The following is a 15,288-nucleotide window of genomic DNA, read 5'->3' as shown; positions in this document are numbered from 1 at the left end:
CTCTTTTCCAAGGAATCTCTTCCATGAAATTTTGCAGCCAGTGCGGCGCTCCGGTTAGCGTGCGCGTTCCCGCAGGGGATAACCGGCCTCGCCATGTTTGCGATGCTTGCGACACCATTCATTATCAGAATCCGAAGATCGTCGCCGGTTGCATTCCCGAATGGGAAAATCGGATTCTGCTGTGCCGGCGCGCGATTGAACCCCGCTATGGTCTGTGGACGTTGCCCGCCGGGTTCATGGAAAATCATGAATCCGCCGTAACCGCCGCCGCGCGCGAAGCGCTGGAAGAAGCCAACGCAGTGGTGGAAAATCTTAGTCTGTATGGCGTGTACTCGCTGTTACACGTCAGTCAGGTCTATCTGATGTTTCGCGGCCAACTCAGGGAGGGGCAAGCCAGTCCCGGTGAAGAGAGTCTGGAAGTGTGTTTTTACGCCGAGCACGAAATCCCTTGGGAGGACATCGCTTTCACCGTGGTGCGCGAAACCCTTGAGCAATACTTCGCTGAACGCCGGGCTGGCGCCTTTCATCTGCATGTGGGCGACATTATCCGCGAGGTGGATCAGTTCCGCATCCATCGCTATGCATAGGCTTAGCCACTACATGCTATCGACAATCCGGCAAATTCGTTTATGTTTTAAGCCAGTATCGTAATGAAATCACCCACCGGAGAATACCATCCATGTCCGATCTTGCTACCCGTTTCCAGATCGCCGTCGAAGACAGTAAAAAACTCAGTTCACGGCCTGACAGTGATACCTTGCTCAAATTGTATGCCTGTTTTAAGCAGGGATCGAACGGCGATATCGAAGGCAAACGCCCCGGTTTCACCGACCTGATTGGCCGCGCCAAATACGATGCCTGGGCCAAGCTTAAAGGCACTCCGCAGGAAGACGCCATGCAGCAATATGTCGACCTGGTCGAGTCGCTCAAGGGCGCTTAACCGCGACATAAACGTCCCTCTCCCAAGTAGGAGAGGGATTGGGGTGAGTTTTTTTAAGAAAAATTCAACCCCGTCGCGCCGCTTGGCGCAACGTATCATACGGATCGTCGGCAAAATGCGCCGTCATGATCCCCTCTACCGAGTGTGGAGTAATGCCTAGCGCTTCCAGTCCGTTGGAGGAACAAATGCTATCCACTTGCAGAGAAAGATAATTATCCATCGTGAAAATTTTTACCGGCAACATTCCGAAGATTTTAGCTTGCAACCGCGCTAGCGAATCAGGCAAACCCACTACCCTGCGTTTCAAGCCCAGCATCCGGGCGATCTCCTCGACGATCTCTTTGAACGTGTAAACGCGCGGCCCACACAGTTCATAGCTCTGACCAATCGTAGCGTCATTCTGCAGAGCCGTCTCGAACGCCCGCGCCACATCGCCGACATAGACCGGCGCAAAACGACTGTTCGGACAGGCCAGCGGCAGCGCCAGACTAAACTTTAACAGGCCAGCGAACTGGTTGTAGAAATCATCGTCGGGTCCAAAGATGATGGAGGGTTTGAAGACCGTGACGGCTAGGTCTTTAGCTCGCAGAACTGTTTGTTCGCCCTCGCCTTTGGTGAACAGATATTGGCTTGGACCCTTAGCGGCGTCGGCGTGCAGGGCGCTCGTATGCAGTAGCCGCTTAATGCCAATTGCCCGACAGGCGTCCACAATCTTACCGGGCAATTCGACATGGACTTTGCGGAAACCCTGGTTGGCGTATTCGTGCAGGACGCCAACCAGGTTAATGACGGCATCGCAACCGGCTAACTGTTCCTGGAGAGACTGGAGGTCGTGGATGTCAGCACCTACCAGCTCTGCGCCGGGCAACACTTCAATTTCCCGATGCCGCTGCGGATGACGGGTGGGCACCCGAACCGCATACCCATGATTCGCCAGGCGTGTCACCAGATGCCGGCCAACGAAACCGGTGCCGCCCAACACGCAGATTTTTTTAATGTTCATGCCTTGCCTGCTCCTCGCTGTTCTTGTGCCGTCCACGGCGAACCGCGCCGTGGAATGGTTCGTGATCGGGACGGGGAATGTCCAGTGATCTACCCTTTGCAATAGCCGTTTGCCGTACTGCGCCTGGCCATTGTTCCAAGGCAAAATTTACCACAGATTGTTTACGCGCTTCTTGCCAAAACGGCTGAAGCCTTAACCATAAGGATAACCCTCTCGTGGAATCGATGTTATCGACTTTGCTGCTGTATTTAACTCTCGGTGCGTTTGCTGGAGTCATGGCCGGACTGCTTGGGGTGGGCGGCGGCTTGATCATCGTGCCGGTGCTGGCCTGGATTTTTCACCATCAACACATCAGCGACGCGGTCATCATGCATCTGGCGATTGGCACTTCGCTGGCGACCATCGTTGTGACCTCCATTTCCTCGGTGCGCGCCCATCATCGACATGGGGCGGTGCTATGGCCGGTATTCTGGCGGCTGACGCCGGGCATCATCGTCGGGGCGTGGGTGGGAGCGGCTATCGCCGATGCGTTACCTAGCGCGGTTTTAAGCAAGGTTTTCGCGATTTTCGTACTCACCGTCGCTGCACAGATGGGGTTTGGCGCGAAGCCGGCCCCGCACCGCGAATTGCCAGGTACGGTGGGCATGACCGCTGTTGGCGGGATAATCGGCACCGTATCTGCGATTGTTGGCATTGGCGGTGGTTCGCTGACCGTACCGTTTTTGACTTGGTGCAACACGGTGATTCGCCAGGCGGTTGCGACCTCCGCCGCTTGTGGTCTGCCGATTGCGCTCGCTGGCGCATTCGGATTTGTCGTGACCGGGCTGAACGCCGCCGGCTTGCCCGCCTGGAGTCTGGGTTATGTTTACGGTCCAGCGCTACTGGGCATCACGGTGACCAGTACGTTGTCGGCGCCGTTGGGCGCGCGGTTGGCGCACACTTTACCAACTGAAATGCTGAAAAAGGTGTTCGCAGTCTTCCTGGCAATTATCGGCGCCCGAATGCTGTTGAACTGACGCATAAATAAAGGATTTTTTCTCCACAAAGATAGGCTACACTTCTCGTGTAGAAAATGGCGAAAATGTAATACTATAGATGCAATATCCCACGGAGAAAAATCATGACGCTAAACATTAGAAATTTGAAACTGGGAGTCAAGCTGTCCGCAGCGTTTCTTCTAATTGGCGTGCTACCTGCCTTGATTGTTGGATTGATCGCTTTGTACGAAGCTAGCAACTCACTCTCACAGCAGGCTTTTCAACAACTGGAGAGCTTACGCGAGACCAAGAAAAAGCAGGTCGAAGGTGTCTTTGAAAACGCTAAGATTGACATGGATGTGCTAATCGACTCTCAGAAGTACTTTTGGCGCTATGCATTAAAAGATCTTGACCGTATTCAAAAGGATGCGAAAGATCGAGCGGAGCGAACCGTCCAGCGTCAACTCGAGATGATCGAAGCGATGGCGCGGAGTGCTGATATTGCGGATGCATTGAAAGCATTTACACGCGCTTCCGGCGCAGAAAATAGCAGTGCTTTAGCTGCTTATGCCCAAGACCACAGCTATGACGATTTATTGTTGATCAGCCAGGAAGGCATCGTAGTCTATAGCACAGCCAGTCAATCCGTATTAGGTCATCAGGTTTATACCGATGACATTCTGAAGGACAGCGCGCTTGCTAGAGCGTTTCAGCAGGGACTTTCCGGTGTTTCGATACAAGATTTTGCGCCCTATGCGCCGAGTGATGGCCGTCAATTCGCTTTTTTCAGCGCGCCGATCATCCAGGATGGGAATACTTTGGGCGTGCTGGTTTTCAAGTGGTCGCCAGCCGCATTAAACGCAATTGTGGCAAATCGCGAAGATCTGGGTAAAAGCGGCGAAACCTACTTCGCAGCCAAGGTCGGCGATCGATTTGAGTTCCGTAGCAACATGCAAACCATGGGTGGGGGGCAATATGTCGTCGGTTACGATCTTGCTGAGCGCGCCCCTGCTTATCTGCGCAAGGCTTTATCGGGGCAGGCCGTCAGTGATATCTATACCGACAGCGCCGGCAAATTAGTGATAGTTATCGCCGATCCTCTCGACATTAAGGGTTTGTCATGGGCAGCCGTGACTAAAATGGATTTGGAGGAAGCACTGACACAACAATTACCAGGAACCACCCAGGATCTTTTGGCTTTTTATAAGGAGAAACTGGGATTTTATGATCTCTTTCTTATTCATCCCAATGGTCAGGTTTTTTATACCGTAGCCAAGGAAAGTGACTATCGCACGAATTTGCTGAATGGCCCTTACAAAGACTCCGGTCTGGGTAAAGTATTTCGTAAGACGATGGAAACTCGACAATTTGAGTTTGAGGATTTTGAGCCTTACGAACCGAGTAATAATGAACCCGCCGCCTTTGTCGCCAAGCCATTGGTGCATGATGATAAAGTCCAATATGTGTTCGCCCTGCAATTTTCCCTCGATGACATTAACGCTATCATGCAGCACCGTGACGGCTTAGGCGAAACCGGCGAAACTTATTTGGTCGGTCCTGACAAGCGGATGCGTTCTGACTCCTTCCTGGATGCGAAAAATCGTTCGGTCAAAGCCTCGTTTGCTGGAACTATCGAAGAAAACGGCGTGGACACTGAGGCTTCCCGCGAGGCGCTGGCGGGCAAAACTGACGCCAGAATCATTGCTGATTATCGAGGGAGTTCAGTGCTGTCCGCTTATACGCCCATCAATATTGGAGAATTCACTTGGGCATTGATCGCCGAGCTTGATGAAGCAGAAGCACTGGCTGCCGTCTACCGTTTGCGTTGGTGGACTGGCGTGATTCTACTGATCAGCTTCGGTCTTATCGCGCTATGGGCCTGGTGGGTAGTCCGCCAGATCACTCGCCCTTTGCGCACCGCAGTAGCAGCATCGAGCCAGATTGCTGCGGGCGACCTGACGGTCAAGGTTGAGGCGACCTCTAAGGATGAAACCGGACAACTGCTCAGCGCTATGCAAGACATGAGCGAACACTTACGGCAGATTGTCGGGGATGTCCAACAAGCCACGGCGCAAGTCAGTTCAGCCGCCGCCGAGATCGCCCAAGGCAGCGCGGATCTCTCGCAACGCACCGAGGAGCAGGCTTCGGCTCTGGAAGAGACGGCTTCCAGCATGGAAGAATTGACTTCGACTGTGAAGCAAAGCGCCGATAATGCCGGACAGGCCAATCAACTAGCCGACGCGGCGCGGAACCAGGCGGAACAGGGCGGACAAGTGGTCGATCAGGCGACTACGGCGATGAGCGCGATCAGCGCCAGCAGCCGCAAGATTGCCGACATCATCAGCGTCATCGACGAAATCGCCTTTCAAACCAATCTGCTGGCTTTGAACGCCGCCGTGGAAGCGGCGCGGGCTGGCGAACAGGGCCGGGGTTTTGCCGTGGTCGCCGCGGAGGTGCGCAAACTGGCCCAGCGCAGCGCGGACGCCGCTAAGGAGATCAAGGCGCTGATCACCGACAGCGTGGCCAAGGTGGAGGAGGGCGGCAAGCTGGTCGAACAGTCCGGCAAGACCCTGCGCGAGATTGTCACCGCGGTCAAGAAAGTCAGCGACATTGTGGCCGAGATGGCGGCGGCGGCGCGCGAACAGGCGTCGGGCATTGAGCAGGTCAACAAGGCCATTTTACAGATGGACCAGGTCACGCAACAGAATGCAGCGCTGGTGGAAGAAACCGCCGCCGCCAGTCAATCGATGGGTGAGCAGGCTCAGGAACTACAAGCGCTGATGACGTTCTTCAGGCTGGATGAGCAGCAAGCCGCACACGTCATGCCCGATGACCAAAAGGTGACAGTATCTTCTTCCAAACAACAGCCGCCTACTCAATCCTTGTCTGCCCGGTTACCAACAGATGGTAAAGTGCAGAAGAGCGGAAAAGGAGCGTTTATCGAATGGAGTCCTGCGCTGAGTGTCGGCGACGCCATGTTAGATCAACAGCATCAAAAACTGGTGGAAATGATCAATACCTTGCACGATGCCATGGCAACGCAGAGCGCCCAGGTTCAAATTAAGGAATTGCTGGATAGTCTGGTTGAGTATACCCAGAAGCACTTTGGTTATGAGGAAGAGCGAATGAGGTCGGCGAACTATCCTCATCTCGCCAGACATCAGCGGCTTCATACTGATTTACTCAACCAGGTCGGTGCGCTCTATGACAAGTTTAAGCGCGGCAAAAAAATCAATATGGAGCTGATGCAGTTTCTCAAGGATTGGTTGGTCAACCACATCCAGAAAACCGACAAACAATATAGCCCCTATCTACAAGAGCAGGAATGAAGGATGCTGGGAACACTGGTCAACACCGGCGCGGTAGTTGCGGGTAGCACCGTTGGATTAACGGCGGGAGCGCGATTGCCGGAACGGATCAAGATAATTCTTATGCAGGCGCTAGGGCTGGCGGTGGTCGCTATTGGTCTGCGCATGGCCCTGGAAGCGCAACACGCTTTGCTAGCAATCGGCTGCCTGTTGCTAGGTGGAGTTACGGGCGAATTGCTGCGCATCGAACAGCGCCTGGATACTTTGGCCGAAGCCTTGCGGCGGATGCTGCGCTCTGATTCCAGCCGGTTTGTCGAAGGCTTTGTCACCGCCAGCTTGCTCTATCTGACCGGGGCGATGACCATTGTCGGCTCGATCCAGGATGGCACCCTCGGCGATCCCAGCGTTTTGCTGATTAAATCGTTGTTGGATGGCGTGGCCTCGGTGACGCTGGCCTCATCGCTGGGGATCGGGGTGATGTTTTCGGCATTACCCGTGCTGCTGGTGCAGGGCAGTATCACCTTGCTCGCAGCGCAACTGACTTTTCTGTCACAACCTGCCGTGCTGGATGCGGTCAACGCGACTGGCGGTCTGCTGATTCTGGGGATTGGCGTTAATCTGCTGGAAATTGGCCGCATTCACGTTGGCAATTTATTGCCAGCGCTGGTTTACGCTATCGTCGGCGCTTTGCTGTTTACGTAGCGGATTGTTTTTCATTGTCATCAACCCCGCCGCGCTACTTTCAGCACTTCCGGCACGGTGCGTAGCTGACGAATTACTCGCGCCAGATGGCTGCGGTCGCGCACATCGAGCAGCAAGTGGACCGTGGTGGTGTTGCCATCCCGCTCCGAGGTATTGATGGTTTCAATATTACTATCGGTTGCGGAAATAGCGGCGGCGATGGTGGCCAGAACACCGCGCTTGTTGGTGACATCGAGCCGCAACTCTGCGGTAAAGTCGACGCTGGTGTACTGCTCCCATTCCACTTCGATCCACTTGTCAGGATTTTTCTTGTAGCTTACGACATTTTTACAGTTATCGCGGTGAATAACGATCCCGCGTCCCGTGTTGAGATAACCGATGATGGTATCGCCCGGCAAGGGTCGGCAACATTTGCCAAAACTAACCACGGCGCCCTCGGTGCCCTTGATCAGCAAGGGCCGAGCGCCTGCATCCGTCGGGGTAATCTCATTCTCATTCGGCAACAGGCGTTTGACGAACAACGCCGCCACCCGGTTTCCCAACCCGATGTCGGCTAAAAGATCGTCGAAGCCATCCAGACCCAGTTCCTGAACCAATCCCTGAACCCGCCCACCTGGAAGCTCATTCAAGCTGCTGACATGGCCGGCCAGCGCTTTTTCCAGTAACCGCTTACCCAGCAAGATTGCCTCTTCACGTTGCAAGTTCTTGAGGTAATGGCGAATACTGGAGCGGGCCTTGGCGGTAACCACGAAGTTGAGCCAAGCCGGATTCGGCCGGGCCGTCGGAGTAATAATGACCTCCACGCTTTGGCCGGTGCTCAAAGACGTGCGCAACGGCACCAGCCGACGGTCGACCTTGGCGCCCACACAGGTGTTGCCCACATCGGAATGGATGGCGTAAGCGAAATCCACTGCGGTCGCCCCGCGCGGTAATTCGATAATTTCGCCGCGAGGAGTGAAGACGTAGATCTCGTCGGGGAACAGATCAACCTTGACGCTTTCCAAAAACTCCACTGGATTGCCGGCCCGGCGTTGCATGTCCAGCAATTTGCGTAACCACTCGCGGGCGCGTTGCTGGGCATGACTACCCTGGCCGTCGCCGCCGGATTTATAGCGCCAGTGCGCGGCGACCCCGACCTCGGCCATGATATGCATATCTTCCGTGCGGATTTGCACCTCAATAGGGACGCCATTGGGCCCAAACAGCACGGTGTGCAGCGACTGATAGCCGTTAGCCTTGGGAATCGCGATATAATCCTTGAACCGGCCCATGATCGGCTTGTACAGGTTGTGCATCACCCCCAGCGCCCGGTAACACATATCCACCGTTTCAACGATCACGCGCACTGCGTAAACATCATAGACCTCCTTGAATGGGAGACGCTTGCTGCGCATCTTCCGATAAATACCCCACAGGTGCTTGCTGCGTCCCATAACCCGGACCTGAATGCTTTCGTCATGCAGGCGGGTTTGAATGCGGGTTTCCAATTGCCCGACGATTTCGCGCCGGTTACCACTCATCCGGCGCACGGCGTCTTGCAAAACCCGGAAGCGCAATGGATACAAATGGTTGAAACCGAGATTCTCCAGTTCCTGACGCAGATGGTTCATCCCCAACCGACCGGCGATCGGCGCGTAAATCTCCAGGGTTTCCCGCGCAATGCGCCGGCGTGATTCAGGACGCATCGCCCCCAGAGTGCGCATGTTGTGCAGACGGTCGGCCAGCTTGATCATGATCACCCGCAGATCATTGGCCATCGCCAGGAACATCTTGCGGAAATTCTCGGCTTGCGCCTCCAATTTGGAATTGAACTGAATCTGCGTCAGCTTGCTGACCCCGTCGACCAGATCGGCTACATCAGGTCCGAAGCGGTGACTGAGTTGTTCCTTGTTATAATGGGTGTCTTCGATCACATCGTGCAGGATAGCGGCCTGCAGCGTTTCATGATCAAAGCGGACGTTGGCCAGGATACGGGCTACGGCCAAGGGGTGAAAAATATACGGCTCACCACTCTTGCGGTAAATGCCAGCATGAGCCTCGGCAGCGAAATAGCAGGCTTCGCGTAACTCATCAACCTGTACCGGCTCCAGATACTCGCTCGCGATAGCGCATAAATCATCAATGCGAAGATGCAAATCATCCAGCCACTCGTCATCGACAGCCAACTGGTGACCAGGCTGAAATTCATTGCGCATTTCCCGCAAGGGTACGCTCATCATCATGCTCGAGCTCCCGGCTCCGGCAGCCCGGAGACGCCTAAGCCGACGTCACCGGCGCATTATGGTCATTAGAAGTGGATGCATCGCGCGAAGCCTGGCCGCGACGACGATATTTTTCCTGAAGCAGATGATCAATCTTGCCGTCAGCCAGTTCTCGCAAAGCGACCACAGTGGGTTTATCGTTTTCCCAAGGCACCAGCGGCTCGCGGCCCAAGGCCAGTTCACGGGCGCGCCGCGCGGCGATCAACACGAGTTCAAAGCGATTGTCCACGCGGTCGAGGCAGTCTTCAACAGTAATTCGAGCCATTCAGGCGGTTCTCCAGATTCGGCAACGAGTGCTGCCGGGTCAATGACGGACTAAAATATTGAACTTGTCATTTTAATTAAAACAATCAGTTAAGACAAGAGCAACTGCAAAAGTTCCCGCTGTCGTTCAATTTGCAGGATCCGGTGCTGACGATGGGCGATCAAGATGGCGCGCAAGGCATCCAGGGCAGTCGCAAAATCATCATTAATGACCAAATAATCAAATTCGGTGTAATGCGACAACTCATCCAGCGCCGCCGCCATGCGCCGTTCTATGACCTCGACCTGGTCCTGACCGCGACCGGTGAGACGTTGCCGCAAAGTTTCGCGCGAGGGAGGCAGAATAAAAATGCTCGGGCTGTCCGGCATCCGCTCGCGCACTTGCCGGGCGCCCTGCCAGTCGATTTCCAGAATCACATCCAGGCCAGCCTGTCGTTGGATCTGGACGGCTGCGCGGCTGGTGCCATAGCGGTTACCGAATACCTGGGCGTGCTCCAGGAATGCGCCTTGGGCGATCATCGCCTCGAACGCTGCGGGAGTCACGAAATGGTAGTGCTCGCCCTCGCATTCGCCAGGGCGAGGTGGGCGGGTGGTGTGCGAGATCGAGACGGCAACGCCCGGCGTGGTTTCGATCAGGCTTTTGACCAAACTGGTTTTTCCAGCGCCGGATGGGGCAGCGACGATATACAGAGTTCCGAGAGTCATGGGAAAGGGGGATGTCCGGTCTTGGTTGAGAGGAGTGAGCGAAACATCCTACATCACAAGTTCAAAGACGACACAGCGCTCAGCCCCTCTCCCCGGTAGGAGAGAGGCGCGTTGTGCGGTTTCTAAAGCTGCCTGGCCCGTTCACGCAGGATGTATTTCTGCATCTTGCCGGTCGAAGTCTTGGGCAGGGGGCCGAACACTACGGTTCTGGGGACTTTGAAGCGCGCCAACTGGCTGCGGCAGAACTCGATAATTTCCTCCTCGGTGACGTGTTCCATGCCGGACTTGACCGTTACGAAGGCGCAGGGCGTTTCCCCCCACTTCTCATCAGGCCGGGCCACAACCGCTACTTCCATGACCGCCGGATGGCGATACAGCACGTCCTCGACCTCGATGGTGGAGATGTTCTCGCCGCCGGAAATGATGATATCCTTGGAGCGGTCCTTGATCTCGATATAGCCGTCCGCGTGCCATACGGCCAGGTCACCGCTGTGGAACCAGCCGCCCTGGAAGGCTTCCTCGCTGGCGGCGGGATTCTTGAGATACCCCTTCATGACGTTATTACCGCGCATGAAAATTTCGCCAATGGCCCCACCGTCCCTCGGCACAGGTTCCAGGGTCTGGGGATTAGCGACCATCAGCCCTTCCAGCATCGGATAGCGCACTCCCTGGCGGGATTTCAGGGCCGCGCGTTCTTCCAGGCTCAATGCATCCCATTCATCATGCCAGGCGCAGACGACCGAGGGGCCATAGGTTTCGGTTAAGCCATAGGTGTGCGTGACCGCAAAGTTCATTTGTTCCATGCCCTCGATCACGGAGGCGGGCGGCGCAGCGCCGGCGGTCATCACCTTGACCGGGTGGCTGATGCCGGCTTTCAGGTGATCGGGCGCGTTTCTAAGCAGGTTCAGCACGATCGGCGCGCCACAGAAATAGTTGACCTTTTCGTTTCGGATCAAATCGAAAATCAAATCGGCGCGCACCTGCCGCAGGCAAACGCTGGTCCCAGTCGTCGCGGCAATCGTCCATGGGAAGCACCAGCCATTGCAATGAAACATCGGTAAGGTCCACAGATAGACCGGATGCAGACCCATATCCCAGACCAAGGCGTTGCTGATGGCGTTCAGGTAAGCGCCGCGATGGTGATAGACCACCCCCTTGGGATTGCCGGTGGTACCGGAGGTGTAGTTCAGCGTAATCGCCTGCCATTCGTTGGCGGGAGTCTGCCAGGCGAATTGGGCATCGCCTTCGGCTAATAATGTTTCGTAATCCAGCGTCCCCAGTTTTTCACCGCCCTCGAATTGGGGATCGTCAACGTCAATCACCAGCGGTCGTTTTTCCGCCGGCATCAACCGCAATGCTTTGCCAATGGTTTCGGAAAATTCGCGGTCAGTGAGCAGGATTTTCGCCTCGCCGTGTTCCAGCATGAATGCGACTGTTTCCGCATCCAGCCGGATGTTCAGAGTATTTAACACTGCGCCAGTCATCGGCACACCGAAATGCGCCTCGAACATCTCCGGGATATTGGGCAGCATCGCCGCTACCGTGTCGCCCAGACCGATGCCGCGTTGTTGCAGCGCAGAAGCCAGTTGTCGGCAACGCGCGTACGTTTCCGCCCAGGTACGCCGGACTGGGCCATGCACCACTGCGGTGCGTTGGGGATAAACCGAAGCGGCGCGTTCGATGAAGGTTAACGGGGTGAGAGGAACGTAATTGGCGGGATTGGGATCCAGGTTTATCTCATAGATGTTGTGGACGCTGGCGCTCATCGCGGAATTCTCCAGGTGGATAGGTCGATTTGACAGGCTCCCTCATTCAGGGACAAAACTTATTATAGTTTTGATCACGCGATCCTATCGATCCTATCGACCTGGAGTTTTGCAGTGAGGTCAATGGCCTTCTGATGGAGTCAAAGGTCGTGGCTTGCGTCCGCCAAACTATCCGAGTACAGCGCTTCCAATGCTTCGGGTTCGACGCGGATGACTTCGATGTCTCCCTTGCGGGTAAAATTCCAGCCATGCGCGTGTTGCGGTCCAAAGATCGCGTAGGATTGGAGGGAATAGCCGCGCAAACCAATGCGCTCGGCGATCTTCATGGTGCTGCTGGCCCGATCGAGCGCTTTACTTTGAATGGTGTTCACGTTCATGGCTGTGCCCCTCGAAGTTGTCAACCCTTACGTTTGCTTAGGTTGTAATTGGATTATCGGCAGCGGTTGCCGCGACTGTAGCGGTTGCCCCGCAATCGCTGCACTGCAACACGATGCGCTGGATATAGCTAAAGTTTTTAAGCAAATCTCACGCCAGCGGACGATGAGCGCCGGCAACGATTATTTTTGTCCGTTGCGCGCCGGGAAGGCTTCAATGATTCGCAGGTTCGGATTCAAGCGCCGGCAGCGGTGGAATGGTAAAAGTATGGGCCGCCTGCCATTCCCTGACCTTGTGTTGGGCTTCCCCGATTTGGGCCGGAGTCATTTTTTCGCTGATCTCCCGCAGGGCCTGGGGCGCTTGGCTGTCACCTTGACTGTTAGCCATGGCGTACCAGAAATAGGCTTGGACGTAATCCACTGGCCCCCCCTCGCCCTGCTCATGCATGATACCCAGGTTAATCTGCGCCTGTGGCAGGCCCTGCTCGGCAGCTTTGCGATACCAGTCCATCGCTTGCAGGTCATCCAGTGGCACGCCGTGGCCCTCGTCGTAAAGCACGCCCATATTGAACTGGGCAAAAGCGAAGCCTTGTTCAGCGAGGGGCCGGACAATCGCAATCTCGGCTGCGTAATCGCCGCGTTCGTGGGCCATTTTGGCCTGCTCCCAGTCGCCCTCAGCGGCCCAAACCGGAGCAGCGTTCAGCAAACTGCCGGCTAACGCCAGAAATAACGCTTTTTTCATGCGGGGGATACTCGCTCACGCAACGAATGGATGAAAACGGTTTGCCCCTTTTCGGGGAGATCAAGGAAAACCTGCATCAGAATGGGTTTCGTAGGGCGGGCAATGAACGACTCAGGCCCAGCGCAGATCGTCGTTATTGTTCCAGGCGCGGGCCAGCGAAGCCCACCCCGCCATCCAGGCATGGTAAAGGTGACTGTTGGAGACATAAGGATTGCGGTCCTCGCCCCGGCTGGCTGCTTCGATACCTTGCCGAAAGGCTTGGCGCAAGAGCGGAGCCAGTTTTCTGGAAGCATCAATAGGGGTAGTGCGCATGAGCCGTTTTCGTGAACCACGCCAGGTTTTCAATCGTTGAAGAGAATCTTGTTGTCTATTTGACATCATTTTTATTCATTTTGCAACTTTGTTGTACTATTGCCATCGGCCTGCATCCGGTAAAGATTGGCGTAAAGCTCATTATTTGCCAACAATTCAGTATGATGGCCTATTTCGACAATGCGGCCTCGGTTGAGGACGACGATACGGTCAGCGTTCTCAATGGTCGATAATCGATGGGCGATGACAAAGGCGGTGCGGCCCTGACGTAAAGCGTCCAGCGCTTGTTGAACCTTGCGTTCGGACTGGGTATCGAGCGCTGAGGTCGCTTCGTCCAGGATCAGAATCGGCGCGTCTTTCAGCAGGGCGCGGGCGATGGCGATCCGCTGGCGCTGGCCGCCGGACAGACGCGCGCCGTTCTCCCCGATCAGGGTATGCAATCCCTCGGGCAGCTCGTTGATAAATTCCAGGGCGTGGGCATGCTCAGCAGCCTGAATGATCTGCGCTTCGCTGACCTGAAAACCTGCGCCATAGGCGATGTTGGCGGCAACCGTGTCGTTGAACAAGACAATATCCTGGCTGACATAGGCGATATTGGCGCGCAGATCGGCCAACCGCAGTTCACGGATCGGTAGGCCATCGAGCAGGATGTCGCCCGCCGCAGGTTCATAAAACCGGGGTACGAGCGCCATCAGCGTGGTTTTGCCGCTGCCCGAAGGTCCTACTAAGGCAATGGTTTCTCCCGGTTGTACATCGAGGCTCAGATTCTCGATGACCTCAGCACCTTCGTCCCGGTAGCGGTGGCTAAGCTGATGAAAACGCACTTCACCCCGGGCACGACCGAGGGTTTGCCGACCATGATCCGGTTCCGGCAGCTGATCCAGCAGGGCGAAAATGGTTTCCGCTCCCGCCAGGCCGCGCTGTAATTGCTCATTGACCTTGGTCAGGCGCTTGATCGGCGCCAGCAGCATGGCCATGGCTCCGAACAGCGAGACAAAGCCGCCCACCGTGATTTGGTCGGCCATCGATTGCAGGGAAGCAAAATAGATCACCGCACCCAGGGCGAGCACCGCCAGCAATTGCACCAAAGGCCCGCTGGCTTCGGCGGCGGCCACCAGTTTCATGCTGAATTGGCGCACCCGGTTGTTGACGCGGTGGAAGCGCTCCCGCTCATAATCCTGGCCGCCGAAGATTTTGATGACCTTGTGGCCTTGCAAGACTTCGTCGATGACATGAGTCAGCTCGCCCATCAATTCCTGCAACTCCCGGCTCAGCCGCCGCAGCCGCCGGCTGACCACCCGGATAATGATCACGATGCCGGGGGCAATGAGAAACGCCATCAGCGACAGTTTCCAGTTGAGATACAACATCCAGCCCAGCAGGCCAATGACCGCCAGCCCATCTTTGACTAAGGTCACCAGCGCCTGAGTGGTGGCGGTCATCACCTGGCTGACATCGTAGGTCAGGCGGGAGAGCAGGTTACCTGCGGAGTGGTCGTCAAAATAGCGGGTTGGCAGCGTGAGCAGGCGATTGAACATCGCATCGCGTAAATCCATGACCACTCGATGCGCGATCCAGTGCATGCCGACTGAACCGATGAAGCCGGTGACGCCGCGTACAATGAACACCGCGATAAGTAACACCGGCATCAGACGGATAGTGTGGGGATCTTTTTCAACAAAGCTGCCATCCAGCAAGGGCTTAATCAAGGCAGGAATCATCGGCTCGGTCGCAGCGGCGGCGGCGGTGCCGAGAATCGACAGCGCGAAAATGCGGATGTAGGGCCGGACATAGCGCAACAACCGAAAATAAAGGTCTCTACTATTCATTGGGTTCCAGGTTCCAGGCGCCAGGTTCGAGGTTGAAATAAACACCTCATTCCTGATCCGATTTATAGCCATGCTATCATGCCGCTCTCATTAAGCAGCCTCTCA

At 55.7% G+C, this 15,288-nt stretch carries 14 protein-coding genes; 5 read left to right on the top strand and 9 right to left on the bottom strand.

All coding sequences use genetic code 11. The annotated features are described in order from the left end of the window. Positions 1-23 precede the first annotated feature (23 nt). Together H6973_07675 and H6973_07670 are read left to right on the top strand one after the other, a co-directional pair. Positions 24-587: an NUDIX hydrolase gene (locus tag H6973_07675; protein ID MCP5125507.1), complete on the top strand. Its 564-nt coding sequence runs from the start codon at positions 24-26 to the stop codon at positions 585-587. A 92-nt stretch (positions 588-679) separates the two neighbouring features. Next, positions 680-940 (top strand): acyl-CoA-binding protein, encoded by a 261-nt coding sequence (locus tag H6973_07670; protein ID MCP5125506.1) that lies wholly within the window; start codon positions 680-682, stop codon positions 938-940. A gap of 64 nt (positions 941-1,004) precedes the next feature. Here the strand turns inward: H6973_07670 and H6973_07665 are convergent, their stop codons facing one another. Then, positions 1,005-1,943, bottom strand: a complete 939-nt coding sequence (locus tag H6973_07665) for a complex I NDUFA9 subunit family protein (protein MCP5125505.1) — start codon at positions 1,941-1,943, stop codon at positions 1,005-1,007. Between the two features lie 224 nt (positions 1,944-2,167). On the opposite strand from H6973_07665, the gene H6973_07660 reads away from it, so the two are divergent. The 3 genes from H6973_07660 to H6973_07650 all read left to right on the top strand — a co-directional run bounded on the left by H6973_07660 (position 2,168) and on the right by H6973_07650 (position 6,930). Then, entirely contained in the window at positions 2,168-2,959 is a 792-nt protein-coding gene (locus tag H6973_07660; GenBank protein ID MCP5125504.1) for a sulfite exporter TauE/SafE family protein, read from the top strand. Between the two features lie 104 nt (positions 2,960-3,063). Beyond that, positions 3,064-6,249: a bacteriohemerythrin gene (locus tag H6973_07655; protein MCP5125503.1), complete on the top strand. Its 3,186-nt coding sequence runs from the start codon at positions 3,064-3,066 to the stop codon at positions 6,247-6,249. Positions 6,250-6,252: 3 nt separating this feature from the next. Then, a complete protein-coding gene (locus H6973_07650; GenBank protein ID MCP5125502.1) occupies positions 6,253-6,930 on the top strand; it encodes a DUF554 domain-containing protein in 678 nt (225 codons plus the stop codon). Positions 6,931-6,950: 20 nt separating this feature from the next. On the opposite strand, the gene spoT is transcribed toward H6973_07650, so the two are convergent. From spoT to msbA, 8 genes are all read right to left on the bottom strand, one after another. Then, complete coding sequence (gene spoT / locus H6973_07645) at positions 6,951-9,125, bottom strand: bifunctional GTP diphosphokinase/guanosine-3',5'-bis pyrophosphate 3'-pyrophosphohydrolase (protein ID MCP5125501.1); 2,175 nt, start codon at positions 9,123-9,125, stop codon at positions 6,951-6,953. A gap of 61 nt (positions 9,126-9,186) precedes the next feature. Beyond that, a complete protein-coding gene (gene rpoZ, locus H6973_07640) occupies positions 9,187-9,456 on the bottom strand; it encodes a DNA-directed RNA polymerase subunit omega (GenBank protein ID MCP5125500.1) in 270 nt (89 codons plus the stop codon). Between the two features lie 89 nt (positions 9,457-9,545). After that, positions 9,546-10,160: a guanylate kinase gene (gene gmk, locus H6973_07635; protein MCP5125499.1), complete on the bottom strand. Its 615-nt coding sequence runs from the start codon at positions 10,158-10,160 to the stop codon at positions 9,546-9,548. A 122-nt stretch (positions 10,161-10,282) separates the two neighbouring features. Beyond that, positions 10,283-11,926, bottom strand: a complete 1,644-nt coding sequence (locus H6973_07630) for an acyl-CoA synthetase (GenBank protein ID MCP5125498.1) — start codon at positions 11,924-11,926, stop codon at positions 10,283-10,285. A gap of 140 nt (positions 11,927-12,066) precedes the next feature. After that, entirely contained in the window at positions 12,067-12,303 is a 237-nt protein-coding gene (locus H6973_07625; GenBank protein MCP5125497.1) for a hypothetical protein, read from the bottom strand. 211 nt (positions 12,304-12,514) lie between these two features. Further along, positions 12,515-13,042, bottom strand: coding sequence for a sel1 repeat family protein (locus tag H6973_07620; protein ID MCP5125496.1), 528 nt, complete (start codon positions 13,040-13,042; stop codon positions 12,515-12,517). A gap of 111 nt (positions 13,043-13,153) precedes the next feature. Continuing rightward, entirely contained in the window at positions 13,154-13,354 is a 201-nt protein-coding gene (locus H6973_07615; GenBank protein MCP5125495.1) for a hypothetical protein, read from the bottom strand. Positions 13,355-13,425: 71 nt separating this feature from the next. Continuing rightward, a complete protein-coding gene (gene msbA, locus H6973_07610; GenBank protein ID MCP5125494.1) occupies positions 13,426-15,183 on the bottom strand; it encodes a lipid A export permease/ATP-binding protein MsbA in 1,758 nt (585 codons plus the stop codon). Between the last annotated feature and the right edge of the window lie 105 nt (positions 15,184-15,288).

This window comes from Gammaproteobacteria bacterium, from assembly GCA_024235095.1.
GTDB lineage: Bacteria > Pseudomonadota > Gammaproteobacteria > Competibacterales > Competibacteraceae > UBA2383.
Note: the sequence above shows the minus strand (reverse complement) of the source record. Positions and strands in the feature narration are given on the sequence as shown.

What these genes read in the sequence shown, in the direction of transcription:
- H6973_07625 (MCP5125497.1), bottom strand. Translation starts at nt 12,303, where the DNA reads ATGAACGTGAACACCATTCAAAGTAAAGCGCTCGATCGGGCCAGCAGC.
- spoT (MCP5125501.1), bottom strand. Translation starts at nt 9,125, where the DNA reads ATGCGCAATGAATTTCAGCCTGGTCACCAGTTGGCTGTCGATGACGAG.
- H6973_07630 (MCP5125498.1), bottom strand. Translation starts at nt 11,926, where the DNA reads ATGAGCGCCAGCGTCCACAACATCTATGAGATAAACCTGGATCCCAAT.
- msbA (MCP5125494.1), bottom strand. Translation starts at nt 15,183, where the DNA reads ATGAATAGTAGAGACCTTTATTTTCGGTTGTTGCGCTATGTCCGGCCC.
- H6973_07660 (MCP5125504.1), top strand. Translation starts at nt 2,168, where the DNA reads ATGTTATCGACTTTGCTGCTGTATTTAACTCTCGGTGCGTTTGCTGGA.
- H6973_07650 (MCP5125502.1), top strand. Translation starts at nt 6,253, where the DNA reads ATGCTGGGAACACTGGTCAACACCGGCGCGGTAGTTGCGGGTAGCACC.
- H6973_07665 (MCP5125505.1), bottom strand. Translation starts at nt 1,943, where the DNA reads ATGAACATTAAAAAAATCTGCGTGTTGGGCGGCACCGGTTTCGTTGGC.
- rpoZ (MCP5125500.1), bottom strand. Translation starts at nt 9,456, where the DNA reads ATGGCTCGAATTACTGTTGAAGACTGCCTCGACCGCGTGGACAATCGC.
- H6973_07620 (MCP5125496.1), bottom strand. Translation starts at nt 13,042, where the DNA reads ATGAAAAAAGCGTTATTTCTGGCGTTAGCCGGCAGTTTGCTGAACGCT.
- H6973_07675 (MCP5125507.1), top strand. Translation starts at nt 24, where the DNA reads ATGAAATTTTGCAGCCAGTGCGGCGCTCCGGTTAGCGTGCGCGTTCCC.
- H6973_07670 (MCP5125506.1), top strand. Translation starts at nt 680, where the DNA reads ATGTCCGATCTTGCTACCCGTTTCCAGATCGCCGTCGAAGACAGTAAA.
- gmk (MCP5125499.1), bottom strand. Translation starts at nt 10,160, where the DNA reads ATGACTCTCGGAACTCTGTATATCGTCGCTGCCCCATCCGGCGCTGGA.
- H6973_07655 (MCP5125503.1), top strand. Translation starts at nt 3,064, where the DNA reads ATGACGCTAAACATTAGAAATTTGAAACTGGGAGTCAAGCTGTCCGCA.
- H6973_07615 (MCP5125495.1), bottom strand. Translation starts at nt 13,354, where the DNA reads ATGCGCACTACCCCTATTGATGCTTCCAGAAAACTGGCTCCGCTCTTG.